Origin of the sequence: Leuconostoc holzapfelii (assembly GCF_012396485.1) — a bacterium.
GTDB lineage: Bacteria > Bacillota > Bacilli > Lactobacillales > Lactobacillaceae > Leuconostoc > Leuconostoc holzapfelii.
Genome location: NZ_JAAXPO010000002.1, coordinates 145,082 through 159,729, shown reverse-complemented (window position 1 = coordinate 159,729; position 14,648 = coordinate 145,082). Strand labels below are relative to the sequence as shown.

Annotated in this window: 14 protein-coding genes and 1 pseudogene; 12 read left to right on the top strand and 3 right to left on the bottom strand. The window is 45.6% G+C overall.

Annotated features, from left to right (window positions below; genetic code table 11):
• The first annotated feature begins 46 nt into the window (after positions 1 to 46).
• From HF966_RS02245 to HF966_RS02220, 6 genes and pseudogenes are all read left to right on the top strand, one after another.
• A pseudogene (locus HF966_RS02245) lies at positions 47 to 1,218 on the top strand (2-isopropylmalate synthase).
• Entirely contained in the window at positions 1,215 to 2,288 is a 1,074-nt protein-coding gene (leuB, locus tag HF966_RS02240) for a 3-isopropylmalate dehydrogenase (RefSeq protein WP_168676040.1), read from the top strand. Before HF966_RS02245 ends, leuB begins: the two are co-directional and overlap by 4 nt.
• On the top strand, positions 2,285 to 3,661 hold the full coding sequence (gene leuC / locus HF966_RS02235) for a 3-isopropylmalate dehydratase large subunit (protein WP_168676039.1): 1,377 nt from the start codon (positions 2,285 to 2,287) through the stop codon (positions 3,659 to 3,661). Before leuB ends, leuC begins: the two co-directional genes overlap by 4 nt.
• A 5-nt stretch (positions 3,662 to 3,666) precedes the next feature.
• Positions 3,667 to 4,251: a 3-isopropylmalate dehydratase small subunit gene (gene leuD, locus HF966_RS02230; protein ID WP_168676038.1), complete on the top strand. Its 585-nt coding sequence runs from the start codon at positions 3,667 to 3,669 to the stop codon at positions 4,249 to 4,251.
• Between the two features lie 18 nt (positions 4,252 to 4,269).
• A complete protein-coding gene (locus tag HF966_RS02225) occupies positions 4,270 to 5,055 on the top strand; it encodes an L-threonylcarbamoyladenylate synthase (RefSeq protein ID WP_168676037.1) in 786 nt (261 codons plus the stop codon).
• A 20-nt stretch (positions 5,056 to 5,075) separates the two neighbouring features.
• The gene (locus HF966_RS02220) at positions 5,076 to 6,101 is read left to right on the top strand and encodes a HoxN/HupN/NixA family nickel/cobalt transporter (RefSeq protein ID WP_168676036.1); all 1,026 of its coding nucleotides are present in this window, start codon (positions 5,076 to 5,078) and stop codon (positions 6,099 to 6,101) included.
• A 34-nt stretch (positions 6,102 to 6,135) separates the two neighbouring features.
• Here the strand turns inward: HF966_RS02220 and HF966_RS02215 are convergent, their stop codons facing one another.
• Positions 6,136 to 7,428, bottom strand: coding sequence for a hypothetical protein (locus HF966_RS02215; RefSeq protein WP_168676035.1), 1,293 nt, complete (start codon positions 7,426 to 7,428; stop codon positions 6,136 to 6,138).
• Between the two features lie 33 nt (positions 7,429 to 7,461).
• Entirely contained in the window at positions 7,462 to 7,917 is a 456-nt protein-coding gene (locus HF966_RS02210) for a hypothetical protein (protein ID WP_168676034.1), read from the bottom strand.
• 176 nt (positions 7,918 to 8,093) lie between these two features.
• Here HF966_RS02210 and HF966_RS02205 point away from each other — a divergent pair, with 176 nt between their 5' ends.
• The 5 genes from HF966_RS02205 to HF966_RS02185 all read left to right on the top strand — a co-directional run bounded on the left by HF966_RS02205 (position 8,094) and on the right by HF966_RS02185 (position 12,891).
• Positions 8,094 to 8,783 (top strand): response regulator transcription factor, encoded by a 690-nt coding sequence (locus HF966_RS02205; RefSeq protein ID WP_168676033.1) that lies wholly within the window; start codon positions 8,094 to 8,096, stop codon positions 8,781 to 8,783.
• Positions 8,776 to 10,059, top strand: a complete 1,284-nt coding sequence (locus HF966_RS02200) for a sensor histidine kinase (RefSeq protein WP_168676032.1) — start codon at positions 8,776 to 8,778, stop codon at positions 10,057 to 10,059. The genes HF966_RS02205 and HF966_RS02200 overlap by 8 nt, the downstream gene beginning before the upstream one ends.
• Before the next feature lie 52 nt (positions 10,060 to 10,111).
• Positions 10,112 to 10,981, top strand: coding sequence for a S1C family serine protease (locus HF966_RS02195; protein WP_168676146.1), 870 nt, complete (start codon positions 10,112 to 10,114; stop codon positions 10,979 to 10,981).
• Positions 10,982 to 11,144: 163 nt separating this feature from the next.
• Entirely contained in the window at positions 11,145 to 12,476 is a 1,332-nt protein-coding gene (fucP, locus tag HF966_RS02190) for an L-fucose:H+ symporter permease (protein WP_168676031.1), read from the top strand.
• 22 nt (positions 12,477 to 12,498) lie between these two features.
• Complete coding sequence (locus HF966_RS02185; protein WP_168676145.1) at positions 12,499 to 12,891, top strand: VOC family protein; 393 nt, start codon at positions 12,499 to 12,501, stop codon at positions 12,889 to 12,891.
• A gap of 29 nt (positions 12,892 to 12,920) precedes the next feature.
• Here HF966_RS02185 and HF966_RS02180 read toward each other — a convergent pair whose 3' ends face one another.
• Entirely contained in the window at positions 12,921 to 13,253 is a 333-nt protein-coding gene (locus HF966_RS02180; protein WP_168676030.1) for a thioredoxin family protein, read from the bottom strand.
• Positions 13,254 to 13,760: 507 nt separating this feature from the next.
• Here HF966_RS02180 and HF966_RS02175 point away from each other — a divergent pair.
• The gene (locus HF966_RS02175) at positions 13,761 to 14,642 is read left to right on the top strand and encodes a homoserine O-acetyltransferase/O-succinyltransferase family protein (RefSeq protein WP_168676029.1); all 882 of its coding nucleotides are present in this window, start codon (positions 13,761 to 13,763) and stop codon (positions 14,640 to 14,642) included.
• Positions 14,643 to 14,648: the final 6 nt, after the last annotated feature.

The following is a 14,648-nucleotide window of genomic DNA, read 5'->3' as shown; positions in this document are numbered from 1 at the left end:
CCAGTCGTAATGACTGATTCGGGCGTTTTTATTTTGGAGAATGCAAATGACACAACAAATAACGTTTTACGACACCACTTTGCGTGATGGGGAGCAAACCATTGGGGTGAATTTCTCAATTGAAGATAAGGTGGCCATTGCCACGGCATTAGAAGCTTACGGGGTATCGGCCATTGAAGCCGGCTTTCCAGCAGCATCACAAAAAGATTTTGATGCGGTCGTCAAAATTGCGCAAACCATTACCCAAGCGAAGGTCGTTGGCCTTGCACGGCTCGTACGATCGGATATTGACCAAGCGATTCAAGCACACGCATGGCAAAATGCCCAGCAATTCATCTATTTATCGCAACGTCGCCGGTGCATCGGGACTACAAGTTGCACATGACACCAGATGAAATCATCGCTGCGATTACCAAAGAAGTCACGTATGCGCGTCAATGGGTACCAGATGTGATCTTCTCACCAGAAGATGCCACGCGTACCGAATTGCCCTTTCTAGCTAGCGCTGTGCAAGCAGCAATTGCTGCTGGGGCAACGATGATCAATATTCCTGATACGGTCGGTTACGACACACCAGAAGAATATGGGGCGGTATTTGATTACCTACAAGCACATGTGGCAGGTTATGAACGTGTTGGTTGGTCAACTCATACGCACAATGATTTGGGGATGGCGACCGCGAATGCTTTGATGGGGGTTGCGCATGGCGCCAATGAAATTCAAGGGACCATTAATGGGATTGGGGAACGTGCCGGCAATGTGGACGTGATTGAAGCAGCAGCTGCTTTGTATGTGCGACAAAGGGCTTTTGAACGACAAACACCCATTCAATTACCACAGTCAAAGGCAATTTCAGATCTCGTGGCTCATGCCACGCACATGCCGGTTGCACGGAATAAACCCATTGTGGGGTGCAATGCGTTTGCGCATGAATCAGGCATTCATCAAGATGGGTATTTAAAGCATCCAGCAACGTATGAAATTTTAAAGCCCGAAATGGTGGGGGCAAAAGCCTCACTACCACTGGGAAAGCTATCTGGCTCACATGCAGTCATGCAAAAACTCACGGCGTTGGGCTTTCCAGTCACACGAGAGATGATGGCGACAATTTTTCCAATATTTAAACAGCTCGCTGAAGTAACCGATATCGTGTCGGATCAACAAATGGAAGCGATGATGCAAGAGATTTTTCAAAAAGAAATGGTAGGCAAATCATGACTGAAATTAAAACAATTGCTGTCCTAAAAGGGGATTATATTGGCCCAGAAATTATGGCGGCTGGGCTAGCCGTATTAGCAGCTGTCACTAAAAATACGACGTTTCAGTACCGACTGGTTGCGCTACCGTTTGGCGGTGCCGGCATCGACCAAGCTGGCGACCCTTTACCGGCAGCAACCCTAGCCCAAGCGCAAGCATCGGATGCCATTTTACTTAGTGCCATTGGCGGGCCAAAATGGGATCAAGCGCCTAAACGGCCCGAACAGGGGTTATTGGCGTTACGGGCAGCGCTTGGTTTATATGCTAATATTCGGCCAACGCGTATTTCAGATGCCTTGGTGGCACGTTCGCCGCTTAAGCCTGAATTGGCCCGGCAGACGGACTTTGTGATTGTTCGTGAGCTGACGTCGGGCGCCTATTTTGGTGAACCACGGGTGTTGGCAGAGACTTACGCGATTGACACGATGGCATATCAGGTGTCAGAAATTTCACGCATTATGCATAAAGGCTTCCAACTTGCCCAAGGACGGCGCCAACATGTCACGATTGTGGACAAATCTAACGTGTTAGCCACCTCAAAATTATGGCGGCGCGTGGCGCGTGAGGTTGCCCAAGATTACCCGGCGGTCATGGTAGATTACACCTATGTTGATGCCATGGCAATGGGCATTATTGCACGACCTGCCACCTTTGACGTGATTATTACGCCCAACCTTTTTGGTGATATTCTCAGTGATGAAGCCGCTCAAATCACTGGCTCAATTGGGCAAATTCCCTCGATGTCAGTCGGTGAATCAGGACCCGCACTTTACGAACCAATTCATGGTTCAGCCCCAGACATTGCAGGTCAAGGGATTGCCAATCCAATGTCGATGATTCACACGGTTGCCATGATGTTATCTGAAAGTTTTGGCGAAAAGCAGCTGGCTCAACGTGTGACTGCAGCTGTGGCGCAAGCAATCGCAGCTCAGGTCGTGACGCCAGATATGGGCGGGCAAGCGACAACTGAAGCTGTCACGCAATATATTGTCGCAGCGGTGACTCAGCCAGCAGCGGAGGGTGTGCGATGAGTCAAACGCTTTTTGATAAAATATGGCAAACGCACGTGATTGCTGGTGAGTTAGGGTCAGCACAACTCATTTATGTTGATTTACATTTGATTCACGAAGTCACGTCGCCACAGCCTTTTGATGGTTTGCGACAAGCCAATCGGCGTCTTCGACGACCGGATTTAACGTTTGCAACAATGGATCATAATGTGCCAACAAAAGATATTTTTAATATTCAAGATCAAATGTCACGTTTACAGATGGATACCTTGGTGAAAAATACGCAAGAATTTGGGGTGCCGTTGGCTTCTATTGGCGATGACAAACAAGGCATTGTGCATGTCGTCGGGCCAGAACGCGGGTTGACCCAACCAGGAAAAGTCATTGTTTGTGGTGATTCGCATACTGCAACCCATGGGGCTTTTGGCGCCATTGCGTTTGGCATTGGCACGTCTGAAGTCGAACATGTCATGGCGACACAAACCATTTGGCAGGTGAAGCCCAAAACAATGGGAATTAAGGTAACGGGGCAACTGCCTAAAAATACCTACGCCAAGGATATTATTATGGGTATCATTGCCCAATATGGGGTATCGTTTGGCACCGGCTATGCGATTGAATTCTTTGGAGAGGCCATTAAATCCCTTTCGATGGCCGGGCGGATGACGCTGTGTAACATGTCTATTGAAGCCGGCTCGAAAACTGGGATGGTACAGCCAGATCAAAAAACATTTGATTATCTGGCGGGACGTGAATTTGCGCCGAAAAATTTTGCCGCCGCAAAAGCCTACTGGACACAATTGGCCACTGATGACGAAACCGCTTTCGACCAAGTCTTGACATTTGATGTGACACATTTAAAACCGATGGTGACTTGGGGGACGAATCCGGGGATGGCAACAGCAGTGGATCAGACGTTGCCAGCGGTAAAAGATGATAATGACCAGGCAGCGTATGACTATATCGGACTCCAGCCAGGAATGCCGGTGACGGCGATACCGCTGGATTACATTTTCATCGGCTCTTGTACCAATAGCCGGTATGAAGATCTTGAAATTGCCGCTCAAATCATGGCGGGCAAACACCTGGCGCCAAATATTCAAGCTTGGATTGTGCCAGGGAGTCGCGCCATTCGCAACCGTGCGATTGCAACAGGTATTGCAAAAATTTTTGAAGATGCGGGCTGCGAGTGGCGCGAGCCAGGCTGCTCTGCTTGTCTGGCGATGAATCCCGATAAAATACCGGCCGGGAAGCATGTTGCCTCGACTTCTAATCGTAATTTTATCGGTCGGCAAGGTGCTGGCTCACGCACGCACCTCGCGTCGCCAGCGATGGTGGCTGCCGCAGGGATTGCGGGTCACTTTGTAGATATCACACTAGATGAGGGGGAATAAAACAGATGCAGGCATTTGTGAAAACAGTTGGCCAAGCGGTGGTCATACCAGACGATAGTATTAACACAGATATTTTGTTACCCAAACAGTTCTTAAAAAATATTTTAAAAACGGGGTTTGGTCAGCACCTTTTTTATGATTGGCGTTATCTGTCAGACGGCGCGCCAAACCTTGATTTTGTTTTGAATCACCCAGAACATGCTGGGGCAACAATTTTGATTACAGGTGAGAATTTTGGGTCGGGTTCATCTCGTGAACATGCAGTCTGGGCGTTGACGGATTATGGTTTTCGCGTTGTGATTGCAGGGAGCTTTTCCGACATTTTTTACATGAATGCCACCAAAAATGGGCTGCTACCTATCGTATTACCTGCCGCCGATCGCCAGCAACTGCGACAAATTGGCCCCAATGAATCACTAATAGTTGATTTGCCGGCCCAAACAGTCACTTACCAAAACCATCACTACCACTTTGATATTAATCCGCAATGGAAAGAAAAATTTATTCACGGAGAAGATGATATCGATGTCACATTGAAATATGCTGATGCCATTACGGCCTACGAGCAACAACGACCACAATTTAATTAAACAAGGAGTAATTGAAACATGACAGTTCAAACAAATACAGTGACTTGGTCTGGCCAAGTCCAAGAAGAAGCGGTCGCCATTTTGGGCGGCGAAGGGGGCATGATTGTTAGTCCAACAAAAGTTGGCTACATTATCATGACGTCAGATAAACAGGGACTTGAGCGTAAATTTGCTGCCAAAAATAGACGGCGCAACAAGCCTGGTGTGGTCTTATGTGGTTCGATGGCTCAGGTTCGCACTTTGGCTCAAATGACGCCGGAAATTGAAGCCCTTTATCAAAAACACTGGGATGAGGATATTTTGCTGGGGTGCATTCTACCTTGGCGCGCGAGCGGCAAAGCGTTGATTCCCCAAGATGGGAGTGAAGAGTTGATGATGGACCAACGTGAGACGAGTTGTTTTGTCATTAAGTTTGGCACGCCAAGTGAACAAATAGCTAAAACCATGTGGGAAGAACATCATCGCTTTACTTTTGCAAGTTCTGCCAACCCATCCGGTCAAGGAAATCGTGGTTTGGTGGCAGGGATTGGGACACAGATCGAACAAGCCGCCGACTTAATTATTGCTGCTGATGACTATGTTGCCAGTATCCAACCGGACAAATCGATTGCAACACGCTATGAACAAGGCGTGATGGTGTCCATGGTTGATGCAACCGGTCACTTGATTCCGGAACAAAAGGGTCAAGTTGGCGTCCAACCAGCGCCGGTACTGATTCGTAAGGGACTTGCAGTGGATCGCATTATGCATCACTTGAGTGATATCTTCCCAACTTGGGATTATCGTCACGGCTTTTATTATTAACAACACGAAGGAGATTTGCGATGATAGCACGCGTCAAAACAACCATTTTCCAGCGAGATGTGATCCGATATGGGAGCTTTATTCTGCTCATTTTATTGGCTGGAGTACTGTTGCTCATGTCTGGGGTGGCTCGGTACCCAGAAATGCTTGGGATGGCCTATTTATCTTTCACTTTTGGGCTCCGACATGCTTTTGATGTCGATCATATTGCCGCCATTGATAATATGACACGTAAAATGCTCAATGACGGTAAAAACACGCGCGGGGTTGGCTTTGCCTTCTCGTTTGGGCATTCGATGGTGGTTGTATTGATGGCGCTGGTGACGGTTTTATTTGTTGAGTGGGCCAAACATACGTTGCCGGTTTTTGAACAAATTGGTGGTGTTTTTGGCACCATGATTGCAGCCACCATGCTATTACTCTTGACTGTCGTCAATACGTTTATTTTACGGGGCATTTGGCGAGAATTTCGCCAGGCTGGCCGTCAAAATACGCAACAAACGCCTGACACAGCCTATCAGCAATCTGGTATTTATCAATTTTTCCTAAAATTATTACAGCTGATTCAACACAATTGGCAAGTCGCTGTGGTGGGCTTTCTTTTTGGCCTAGGGTTTGATACTGCCACACAAATTGCGGTCTTAGCCACATCAGCTACCGCTGCAAATGCTGGGATTGCTTGGTATACCACGTTAGCTTTTCCATTGTTATTTACAGCGGGGATGTGTCTGATGGACACACTAGACGGTATGTTCATGAGCACAACTTACACTTGGATTGTCGCCTCATCGTATCGGAAGGTGTATTATAATTTGATTTTAACTGGGATCTCGATTATGGCAGCTGGCTTTATTAGCTTTGTTGATTTTGTCCAAGCCACCCGGGTACTATGGCATTGGCATAATCCTTTAACCAATTGGGCGAGTGGCCTAGATTTTAATCAATTAGGGATGATTTTAGTTGGTATTTTTGCAGTCACTTGGTGTATTGAGTTAACCATGTGGCGCGTCTTGCACTTATCAGAAAAAGAACTTGTTGGGCAATAAAAAAACGACAACTGTTGAGACAGTTGTCGTTTTTTTAAGGTTTGATAGTTTGCCACAGGGGGACCATCGGTATGGCAAGTGATTTATGCAGAGTAGTTGGTTTGCCAGTTGCATCCGTGGTAGTGGCTGTATAGTCGTAACGGTAATAGTCACGACTGCGAGTCGTTGGATCAACGTCTTTAGCATTGGCTGGGGCATTGAATTGATAGTGTCCGGGGTTTTGATAGCTATTATAGGGGGTTGCAATAAAATTATTTTGGGCATCAAAGGCAAATTGGTAAAGATTAGCGCCACCGGGCAAAGTATTTAAATCAGGCATAAAGGCCTTTGCAAAAATATGTGCGGTGGAACCCCAAAGAATCACGCGATACGTCCCGTCAGGCATTTTAATGCGCGTGGTAAGCGCGCTTAAGTCAACAAAAGATAGGCCGATTGCTTGACCATTATCATCAGTGGCATCGGTATATATTTGGCCATTTTTGTAAATCACCCAACCAAACCCATCCCAAATAAATTGATCATTGGCAGCGCCCCGCCAAATGACTGGTAACGTGACGGCACCGAGTTGTCCGCTCGCATCCGGGATATTAACGGTGGTTGTCCCCCAACTGATGTTTTGACTTTTAAATATCAGATTCGGATTGGCAGGCACATGGTAAGTTGGCCCATCATTAATCCAGGCGACGGAAATACCCATCGCATTAATTTGGGCGGCGAATTGATTGATCGTCTGTGTCACCAATTGGTTGACTAATGTGGGGACATCGGGTTGAATCGCAGGGTCGCCACCAGCTGCGCGATAGGCATTGGTTACCTGAGATTGGAGGTCGGTATACTTGTTTTGCCAGTCTTGGCTGGTGGCACTCGCATTTTTTAACGCCGCAATGGCGTTGGCGATCACCGGGGAGATTTTATCGATATCAAGAATTTGGCCGTTTTGATCGTAAAACGGCATGGGGGCGGTTGGTGTGGTGTAATATTGCGCGAGATTAGGAATATTTAACGCTGTGGCGATGGCGGCAATTAAGCGATAACGGGTCGCAACAGCAGTCGCTAACACACTATTATTTGTGGTTAATTGTGTCATGGTCGCCTGATCGCTAGTGATGGTTGCTTGGGCAGTGTTAAGATCCGTTGTGAGCTGTGAGTTGGTCATTTGGCTTGCTGACAATAACGCTTTCATACGCGTGATGTTTTGATTTAAGCGACTGATGCCTGCGGTATCTAGTGGGCTCACACCCAAAAAGTAATAAGCAGCCGAAGCGGTGCCGATTAGCACCGTAAAGGCAGTCATGAATGCAAGCAGCAATGGATGTGATTTGAACATAGTCTATATTCTCCTGATATTTTTGCACAATCCTTAAGGGGTGGTTGTGGACGTTTTGGCATTATTTGGATCAACATCAATCGTACGGTCGGTCACGTTGGCGTTGGTATTTGCCGTTACGGCTTGTTGCGTTGTTGGCGCAACCCCTGCGCTAGGGTCACTTAATGCCGTGTTGGCAGCATCGACAGCAGCATTAGCAGCTTTGATGTTATCATTGGCTTTTTGAATTTGACTTTGTGCTTGCGCGAGATCGGCTTGATGTTGTTGTTGCTCCGTATTGAATTTACCGGTTAGGCTGGTTAAAGCATCTTGAATTGTCTTCATGCTGCCATTAAACGTTTGGCTGGCAGTTGTTAAAGCGCCGATATTTGAACTAGGTGCTAAGACACCAAAGAAATACGTAGTCGCGGCAAACCCGGCAAATGAAAGTAAGGGGACGAGTAAGAGCGTGAGGGCAAACTTCTTGGTGCGCGAGAATTTCTTAAACATGAGCATATCCTTTACATCTTCTTGACGAAATGATTATATTTATAATATTGATAACATGATAAATATAGTATAGGCCATCTATTAATCTGGGTCAAGGGATGGTGAGTGATTTAATCTCCTGTTAATCAGGAAGCATTACAATTAGGGTCAGAAAACGGTACAATGGAGATATGAAAATGGCTAAAGCAATTAAAATATTATTAATTGAAGATGATGTGAACTTGGCAGATAACATTGTTGGCTTTTTACAAGATTTTGCGGATGTTCATGCAGTGGATAATGGCTTGGATGGTGAATTTGAAGGCCAAGAATCACCTTATGATCTCATTATTTCAGACTTGATGTTACCGGGTGAAAATGGCCTTGAAGTCATCAAAAATTTACGCGCGAAAAATGTCGAGACGCCTGTCTTAATTTTGACTGCCAAGAGTTCGTTGGATGATAAAATTGAGGGCTTTAACGTTGGCGCCGATGATTATTTAACGAAACCTTTTTACCGTGAAGAATTATTATTACGGGTGAAGGCTTTATTGCGCCGCGCGGGTGTCTATTCTGAAGATAACATGATAACGGTTGGCGATGTGTTAATTAATTTAGAAAACCGTGGTGTTCAGGTGCACGGCCAACCCGTGAAGCTAGTGGGAAAAGAGTTCGATATTTTGACCTATCTCGCGCAAAACAAGAACATTATTGTCACACGCGACCAGATATTTGACCGAGTTTGGGGGATTGATTCAGACACGACGATTAACGTGGTCAATATTTACCTGAATAATTTGCGTCGTAAATTGGAAGCTGTTGGCCAGCATGACCTGATTAAAACATTGCGTAATATTGGTTTCATTCTTGAGGTAGAAGATGCCTAATGTGATCAATAAACAGCAACAGATTCGCGGCTTCTTGCTGCTCATTGCCAGTTTTTTTGTCATTTTCTCAATTTTGGGTGGGGTGATGTATTGGTCTTACACGCGCACCGTTTTTCGGAATTCTGATGCGGCGATTACCCAACAAATTCGGCAATTTGAACTGGCAGGTGCCTTATCGAATGCAGAAGGTGCTGACCGGAAAGCACCGTTGTTGTTAGAAACCAATACGTTGGCCAGTGTCTGGCTCTATGATAGCCATAAAAATTTGGTATTAGATTCTCGTTTGCCAGAAGCGACAAAGGCAGTTTTTAGTAAACAATTCAAGTACACCCCACGCTTTGAATCGGATGAACCTAAAACGGTGCATATTGGTGACAATTATTATCGTGCGGCGAGTGTGCAGTTCATTCATGACGCCAAAAATAACGATGGCCGAAGTGTGAAATATGGTGTCATTACCGTGAATGTGAATGATACCATTTATAATTTGAACCATTTTAAAAAGGTCATATTATGGTCGTTTGGTTCGTTTGGTTTATTGGCTTTAATGGTTTCTTATTGGATTAGTCTGAAGAATATGAAACCTATTCTCAAGTCTTGGCAGCAACAACAAGACTTCGTAAATAATGCCGCTCACGAATTACGGACGCCAATGGCGGTAATTCAAGGTAAATTAGAAAATATGCTCACGCATCCGGAGTCCACCGTAAGAGAACAATCAGACGCCATTATTTTATCGCTCTCAGAAGTCAGACGTTTGACATCATTAACCAATAACATGTTAACGCTGGCCAAGTCAGGGTCGAATATGACACGCTTGGAAAAAGAGCCGACCAACATTGGTGATTTCCTGTCACAAATTGTCGCACCTTATCAAGAAATGGCTGAATTTGAAGGCAAACAAGTCTTGTTGTCCGCACGCGTTAGCCAACGCGTGATGATCGATCAAAAGCGTATTCACCAACTGATTGTGTTACTGGTTGACAATGCCATGAAATATTCAGAAGCTGGCGATACAGTTGCGATTGCTGCGACTGTTGAGAAGCGTAAGCTCGTTTTGACGGTCGCCGATACTGGTCGGGGCATCAGCGATGAAGCCAAGAAACATGTCTTTGACCGTTTCTATCGCGAAGACAAAACAGGTAATCGGGAAACTGGTGGGACTGGCTTAGGCTTGTCCATTGCTGAGTGGATTGTGCACGCCCATGGGGGCAAAATTGTTGTACAAGATAATCAACCAAAAGGGACAATTTTTAAAATTACCTTACCCCTTTAATCGCTGTCAAGTGATTGCATAACATGACGTTTATCAAATTGGAGGCTATATGATGAAACATGCGCTTATCTCTGTTGCGGCAGTCGCAGCCCTTGTCGGCGGTGGCGTCGTTTATTCTGGTACCCAACCCAATTCATGGTTCCAACGCCAACCAGCGACACAAAAAGTTGCTAACATTGCTGGTCAAGCATCGATTGCAACCACAGCGTATGTGAGCCAAGATGCGGCAACGACAGCCTACAACCACGTTAAAAATGCTGTTGTGACCGTGCAAAACTTGCAAAAAGATACCCCACAAACACCAGATGGTTTTGCGGGCCTATTTGGTCAGAAGCCACAACAAAAGTCAGCAGACTCTGGCCAAGAACAGACGGCTTCTGAAGGTTCAGGTGTTGTTTATAAAATTGCCAATGGTTATGTTTACATCATTACCAACAACCACGTGGTCGCCAATTCTGATGCCCTCCAGCTCATCACAGCAAGTGGCGATAAGATAAAAGCTACCATTGTCGGTACAGATGAAAATAAAGATTTGGCATTAATCAAAGCTAAAACAACTGCCATACAAACAACAGCCAGCTTTGCCCAAAGTGACAATGTGCAATCTGGCCAACAAGTTTTGGCGATTGGCTCGCCATTAGGGTCAGAATATGCGACCTCGATGACAAGTGGTATTATTTCAGCACCAAAGCGCCAACTGACCGCCGCAGAAACTGGCATGAGTGATGAAACAGTCATTCAAACTGATGCGGCGATTAACCCAGGAAATTCAGGTGGCCCACTTGTGAATCTGTCAGGCCAGGTGGTTGGCATTAATTCGTCAAAGATTGCTGCGTCAACTGATGGCACCAGTGTGGAGGGCATGGGTTTTGCTATTCCATCAGATGTCGTACAAACATTTATCCAACAAACTGAAAAGTAAACCAGAGCGTCCAGATAGGCGCTCTTTTTTATGCGCTTATTTGTGCGTAACAGCACAAATAACAAGTTGATGAAAGGGCTTTCAAAAGTAAATGGGGTGTGTTATTATTAATTCCTGAAAGCGCTTACAGAAAATTACAAATTGCAGTTATAGGAGAAAATGAATGATTAATTCAGTTGGGGCCGTTGCCAAAAAACATAAAGATTTTGGTCAGTTGGCTGATGGGTATCTCGAAAAAACACCACTTTTCCAATTTATCATCGTGTCGTTGATGTTTCCACTTTGGGGGACGGCAGCGAGTTTGAATGATATTTTAATTACACAGTTTAAAACAGTTTTTGCTTTAAATGATGCGGCAACAGCCTTTGTGCAGTCTGCCTTTTATGGTGGGTACTTCTTGGTGGCCATTCCGGCAAGCTTTGTGATTCGTAAAGCGTCTTATAAAGTGACCATTATGACTGGACTGGTGGCCTATATTTTAGGGGCGGGCCTATTTTTCCCCGCTTCGCGTGTGGCGACGTATTCGATGTTCTTGGTGGCTATTTTCGCCATCGCGATTGGCTTGTCTTTCCTAGAAACAGCCAGTGATACCTATAGCTCAATGATGGGACCGAAGAAATACGCGAATTTACGTTTGAATATTTCTCAAATCCTAAACCCAATCGGGAGCATTGCGGGTATCTTGCTTGGGAAGTATTTGATTTTTGGTTCGGTTGGCAATTTATCTGAAAAGATGGCTGGTATGCAGGGCGCAGAGCGCTTGGCCTACGGCGAAAAGATGCTCCAATTAACGCTGCAACCCTACAAGTATATTTTGTTCGTGTTAGTCGTGATGCTGCTTGTTTTGGCAGTCACGAAGATGCCAAGTGCCAAGCCAATTGTGCACGGCACCCAACAAGCCAAAATTAGTTTCCGCGAATCAATGGCTTATTTAGCTCACAACTATCGTTTCAAAAAAGGGATCGTGGCACAATTCATTTACGTTGGGATGCAAACGGCGGTCTGGTCATTTACGATTCGTCTCGCGTTAGACTTGAATCATCATATTACCGATGCTGCGGCTTCTAACTTTATGATTTATTCGTATGTGGTCTTTTTCTTGGGTAAAGTGGTTGCAACCTGGCTATTTACGCAAATTAAGCCTACCCAAGTGCTAACAGGCTATTCAATTCTCGGCACAATTGCTTTGTTGTTAGCTACGTTTGCACCGGGTATGATCGCCGTTTATGCAGCGGTTGGTGCGAGCTTCTTCTTTGGCCCACAATGGCCAACCATTTACGCCCACACATTAGACAACGTCACAGATAAGCGTCATACCGAAACAGCCGGTGCTATCTTGGTGATGGCGATTGTTGGTGGCGCAGTTGTCCCTGCAATCCAAGGGGTTGTGTCTGATGCCGTGGGTTCAATGCAATTATCATTTATTGTGCCAGCCATTGCCTTTGCTTTGGTCAGCTATTACTTTGCGACAGAAATTAAGCACGACATTGAGTAATTCAAATTTAAAGGAGACTATGATGGCAATTCAAGATTATGTGACAGGGATTCAACATGCGGGTATTCCAACCAACGATCTTACGGCGACAATCGCGTTTTATGAGGCGTTAGGCTTTCAGCAAACGGGGCTATTTTCCAACGGCGACAGTCGCTGTGCCTTTCTTAAATTAGACAATCTAGTGATTGAAACATGGGAAGGTGACCCAGTCGGACATGCCGGCGCAATTAACCATATCTCGTTAGATGCGACTGATGTGACGAAAGCCTTTGCGGCTGTTAAAGCAGCGGGTTTTGAGTTAATCGATCAGGAGATTCAAAGCATTCCCACTTTTTGGCAACATGGGATTCGCTATTTCAATATTTTAGGCCCGAATCAAGAAATCATCGAATTCTGCCAAATTTTGTCAGAGTAAAAAAAGCGCTGTCACCTCGACAGCGCTTTTTATGCGTTTTGCGTACTTTCATACCAATCTAATACTTGCTGGGGTGTGAGTCGTTCGCCGTGGCCAATGCGGGAAACTTCTTGCCCATCTTCAAATAGGACAAATGAAGGAATTCCTCGCATGTTATACTTTGTGGCGACAGCTAAGTTCTCATCACGGTCAGCATCAAACCAATGAGCTGATTGGCTTACTGTATCTTTAATGTTTTGAACAAATGGCTTGATGGCACGGCAGTCGCCACACCAGTCAGCCGACAGGAACATCACATTGCGTCCTGGGTTGTTAATGTTTTCTTCAACGACAGCATCTGTATTATGGGTAGGTTCGTACATCGTCATACTCCTGAATCATTTTGGAAAAGTATACCATAAATACATGCCAGCGTTAATTGTTTTGTTTATGTTACTTAAATGATGTTTTTGTGAGTTAAATAAAAAATAAATTTGAAATCTATTGACAACTCACAGAATAAAAGTTATAGTAATGACAACATAAACGTTGAAGAGATAAGTACAGCCTGATATTTTAATCAGAGAGCCGATGGCTGGTGGAAGTCGGTAAAATATCCGTTGGAAAATGGTCTTGGAGTGGTTACAGAGACGAGCAAGCGGGCACCCATTTGTGTGGCGCGGTAAGTTGAAGTCGGTGGTGCTCGTTAACGCACAACGTATAACCTAAAGGGTGTCACAGATGTTCTCGACGACACTTGGCGGGCGTACGTTTAAGGTGTGGGTGCGAGAGCCCTACATGAACACCGGGTGGTAACGCGTCATTTTCACGTCCCGTAGTCTAATGTTAGACTGCGGGATTTTTTTATTGGTTAAAAAGCGAGGGCCAAAATGAGTGTGATTTTACAAAATGGGTTATTGCGACAAGAACAATTGATTCTAGGACAATATCGTGTGTTACAACCCACTGTGACAATTTTATTAGTGAATTTAATGCCTAATCGCCAGCAAACAGAACAACAATTTGCGCAACTCTTGGCGCAGTTACCTTTTAATGTGCGGCTGACGTTTGCCGTGCCAGCCACGCACGTGATTAAGCACGACCGTGAGTTGATTGAAAAAAATTATGTGACGTTGGCTGACATTTGGCAGCGGCAATTTGATGGCTTAATTGTGACTGGTGCGCCGGTTGACCAGGAAAAAGTGGCGGCGATTGACTACTGGGATGAGTTTCAGCAACTACTGGCTTGGCGACACACGCATGTGAAAGAAAGTTTATTAACTTGCTGGGCAGCGTATGGGGCCGGGTATGTCGAACGTAACTTTCCCGTTCGGCACGTGAAGGACAAAATTTTTGGCGTCTACCATCATCAGCCAACATTTGGCCCAACCCATCCCTTATTAGCGCAGATGACTGATTTTGCCATGCCACATTCGCGGTATTTTACCATTCCAAATCGGGCGGTGGCGCAGCGGTTAAAAGTCGCTGGTGATGACCGCGTGGGTGCGTTCATTTTACGCGACGACACAAAACGCACAACGTATGTGACCGGACATTTAGAGTATGCGACCCACACCTTACACGATGAATTTTTACGCGACCAGCAAGCGGGTCAGCCAACGCTACCCCCAGAAAACTATTATCAAGCTGGGGAACCGGTCAATGCCTGGGCAACTGCGGCGGGGCAGTTTTTCAAGAATTGGGGGTATTTGCTACTAAAACAAGCTCGGCGGCCGGCGGTCGTTGAGCTTATCCCAGCCATGCCAGTATAAAATATT

Excerpts from the sequence above, each read along its gene's own strand:
- HF966_RS02225 (WP_168676037.1), top strand. The coding sequence starts at position 4,270 with ATGACAGTTCAAACAAATACAGTGACTTGGTCTGGCCAAGTCCAAGAA.
- HF966_RS02195 (WP_168676146.1), top strand. The coding sequence starts at position 10,112 with ATGAAACATGCGCTTATCTCTGTTGCGGCAGTCGCAGCCCTTGTCGGC.
- HF966_RS02220 (WP_168676036.1), top strand. The coding sequence starts at position 5,076 with ATGATAGCACGCGTCAAAACAACCATTTTCCAGCGAGATGTGATCCGA.
- HF966_RS02200 (WP_168676032.1), top strand. The coding sequence starts at position 8,776 with ATGCCTAATGTGATCAATAAACAGCAACAGATTCGCGGCTTCTTGCTG.
- HF966_RS02180 (WP_168676030.1), bottom strand. The coding sequence starts at position 13,253 with ATGTACGAACCTACCCATAATACAGATGCTGTCGTTGAAGAAAACATT.
- HF966_RS02205 (WP_168676033.1), top strand. The coding sequence starts at position 8,094 with ATGGCTAAAGCAATTAAAATATTATTAATTGAAGATGATGTGAACTTG.
- HF966_RS02215 (WP_168676035.1), bottom strand. The coding sequence starts at position 7,428 with ATGTTCAAATCACATCCATTGCTGCTTGCATTCATGACTGCCTTTACG.
- HF966_RS02210 (WP_168676034.1), bottom strand. The coding sequence starts at position 7,917 with ATGTTTAAGAAATTCTCGCGCACCAAGAAGTTTGCCCTCACGCTCTTA.
- leuC (WP_168676039.1), top strand. The coding sequence starts at position 2,285 with ATGAGTCAAACGCTTTTTGATAAAATATGGCAAACGCACGTGATTGCT.
- leuD (WP_168676038.1), top strand. The coding sequence starts at position 3,667 with ATGCAGGCATTTGTGAAAACAGTTGGCCAAGCGGTGGTCATACCAGAC.
- HF966_RS02175 (WP_168676029.1), top strand. The coding sequence starts at position 13,761 with ATGAGTGTGATTTTACAAAATGGGTTATTGCGACAAGAACAATTGATT.
- leuB (WP_168676040.1), top strand. The coding sequence starts at position 1,215 with ATGACTGAAATTAAAACAATTGCTGTCCTAAAAGGGGATTATATTGGC.
- fucP (WP_168676031.1), top strand. The coding sequence starts at position 11,145 with ATGATTAATTCAGTTGGGGCCGTTGCCAAAAAACATAAAGATTTTGGT.
- HF966_RS02185 (WP_168676145.1), top strand. The coding sequence starts at position 12,499 with ATGGCAATTCAAGATTATGTGACAGGGATTCAACATGCGGGTATTCCA.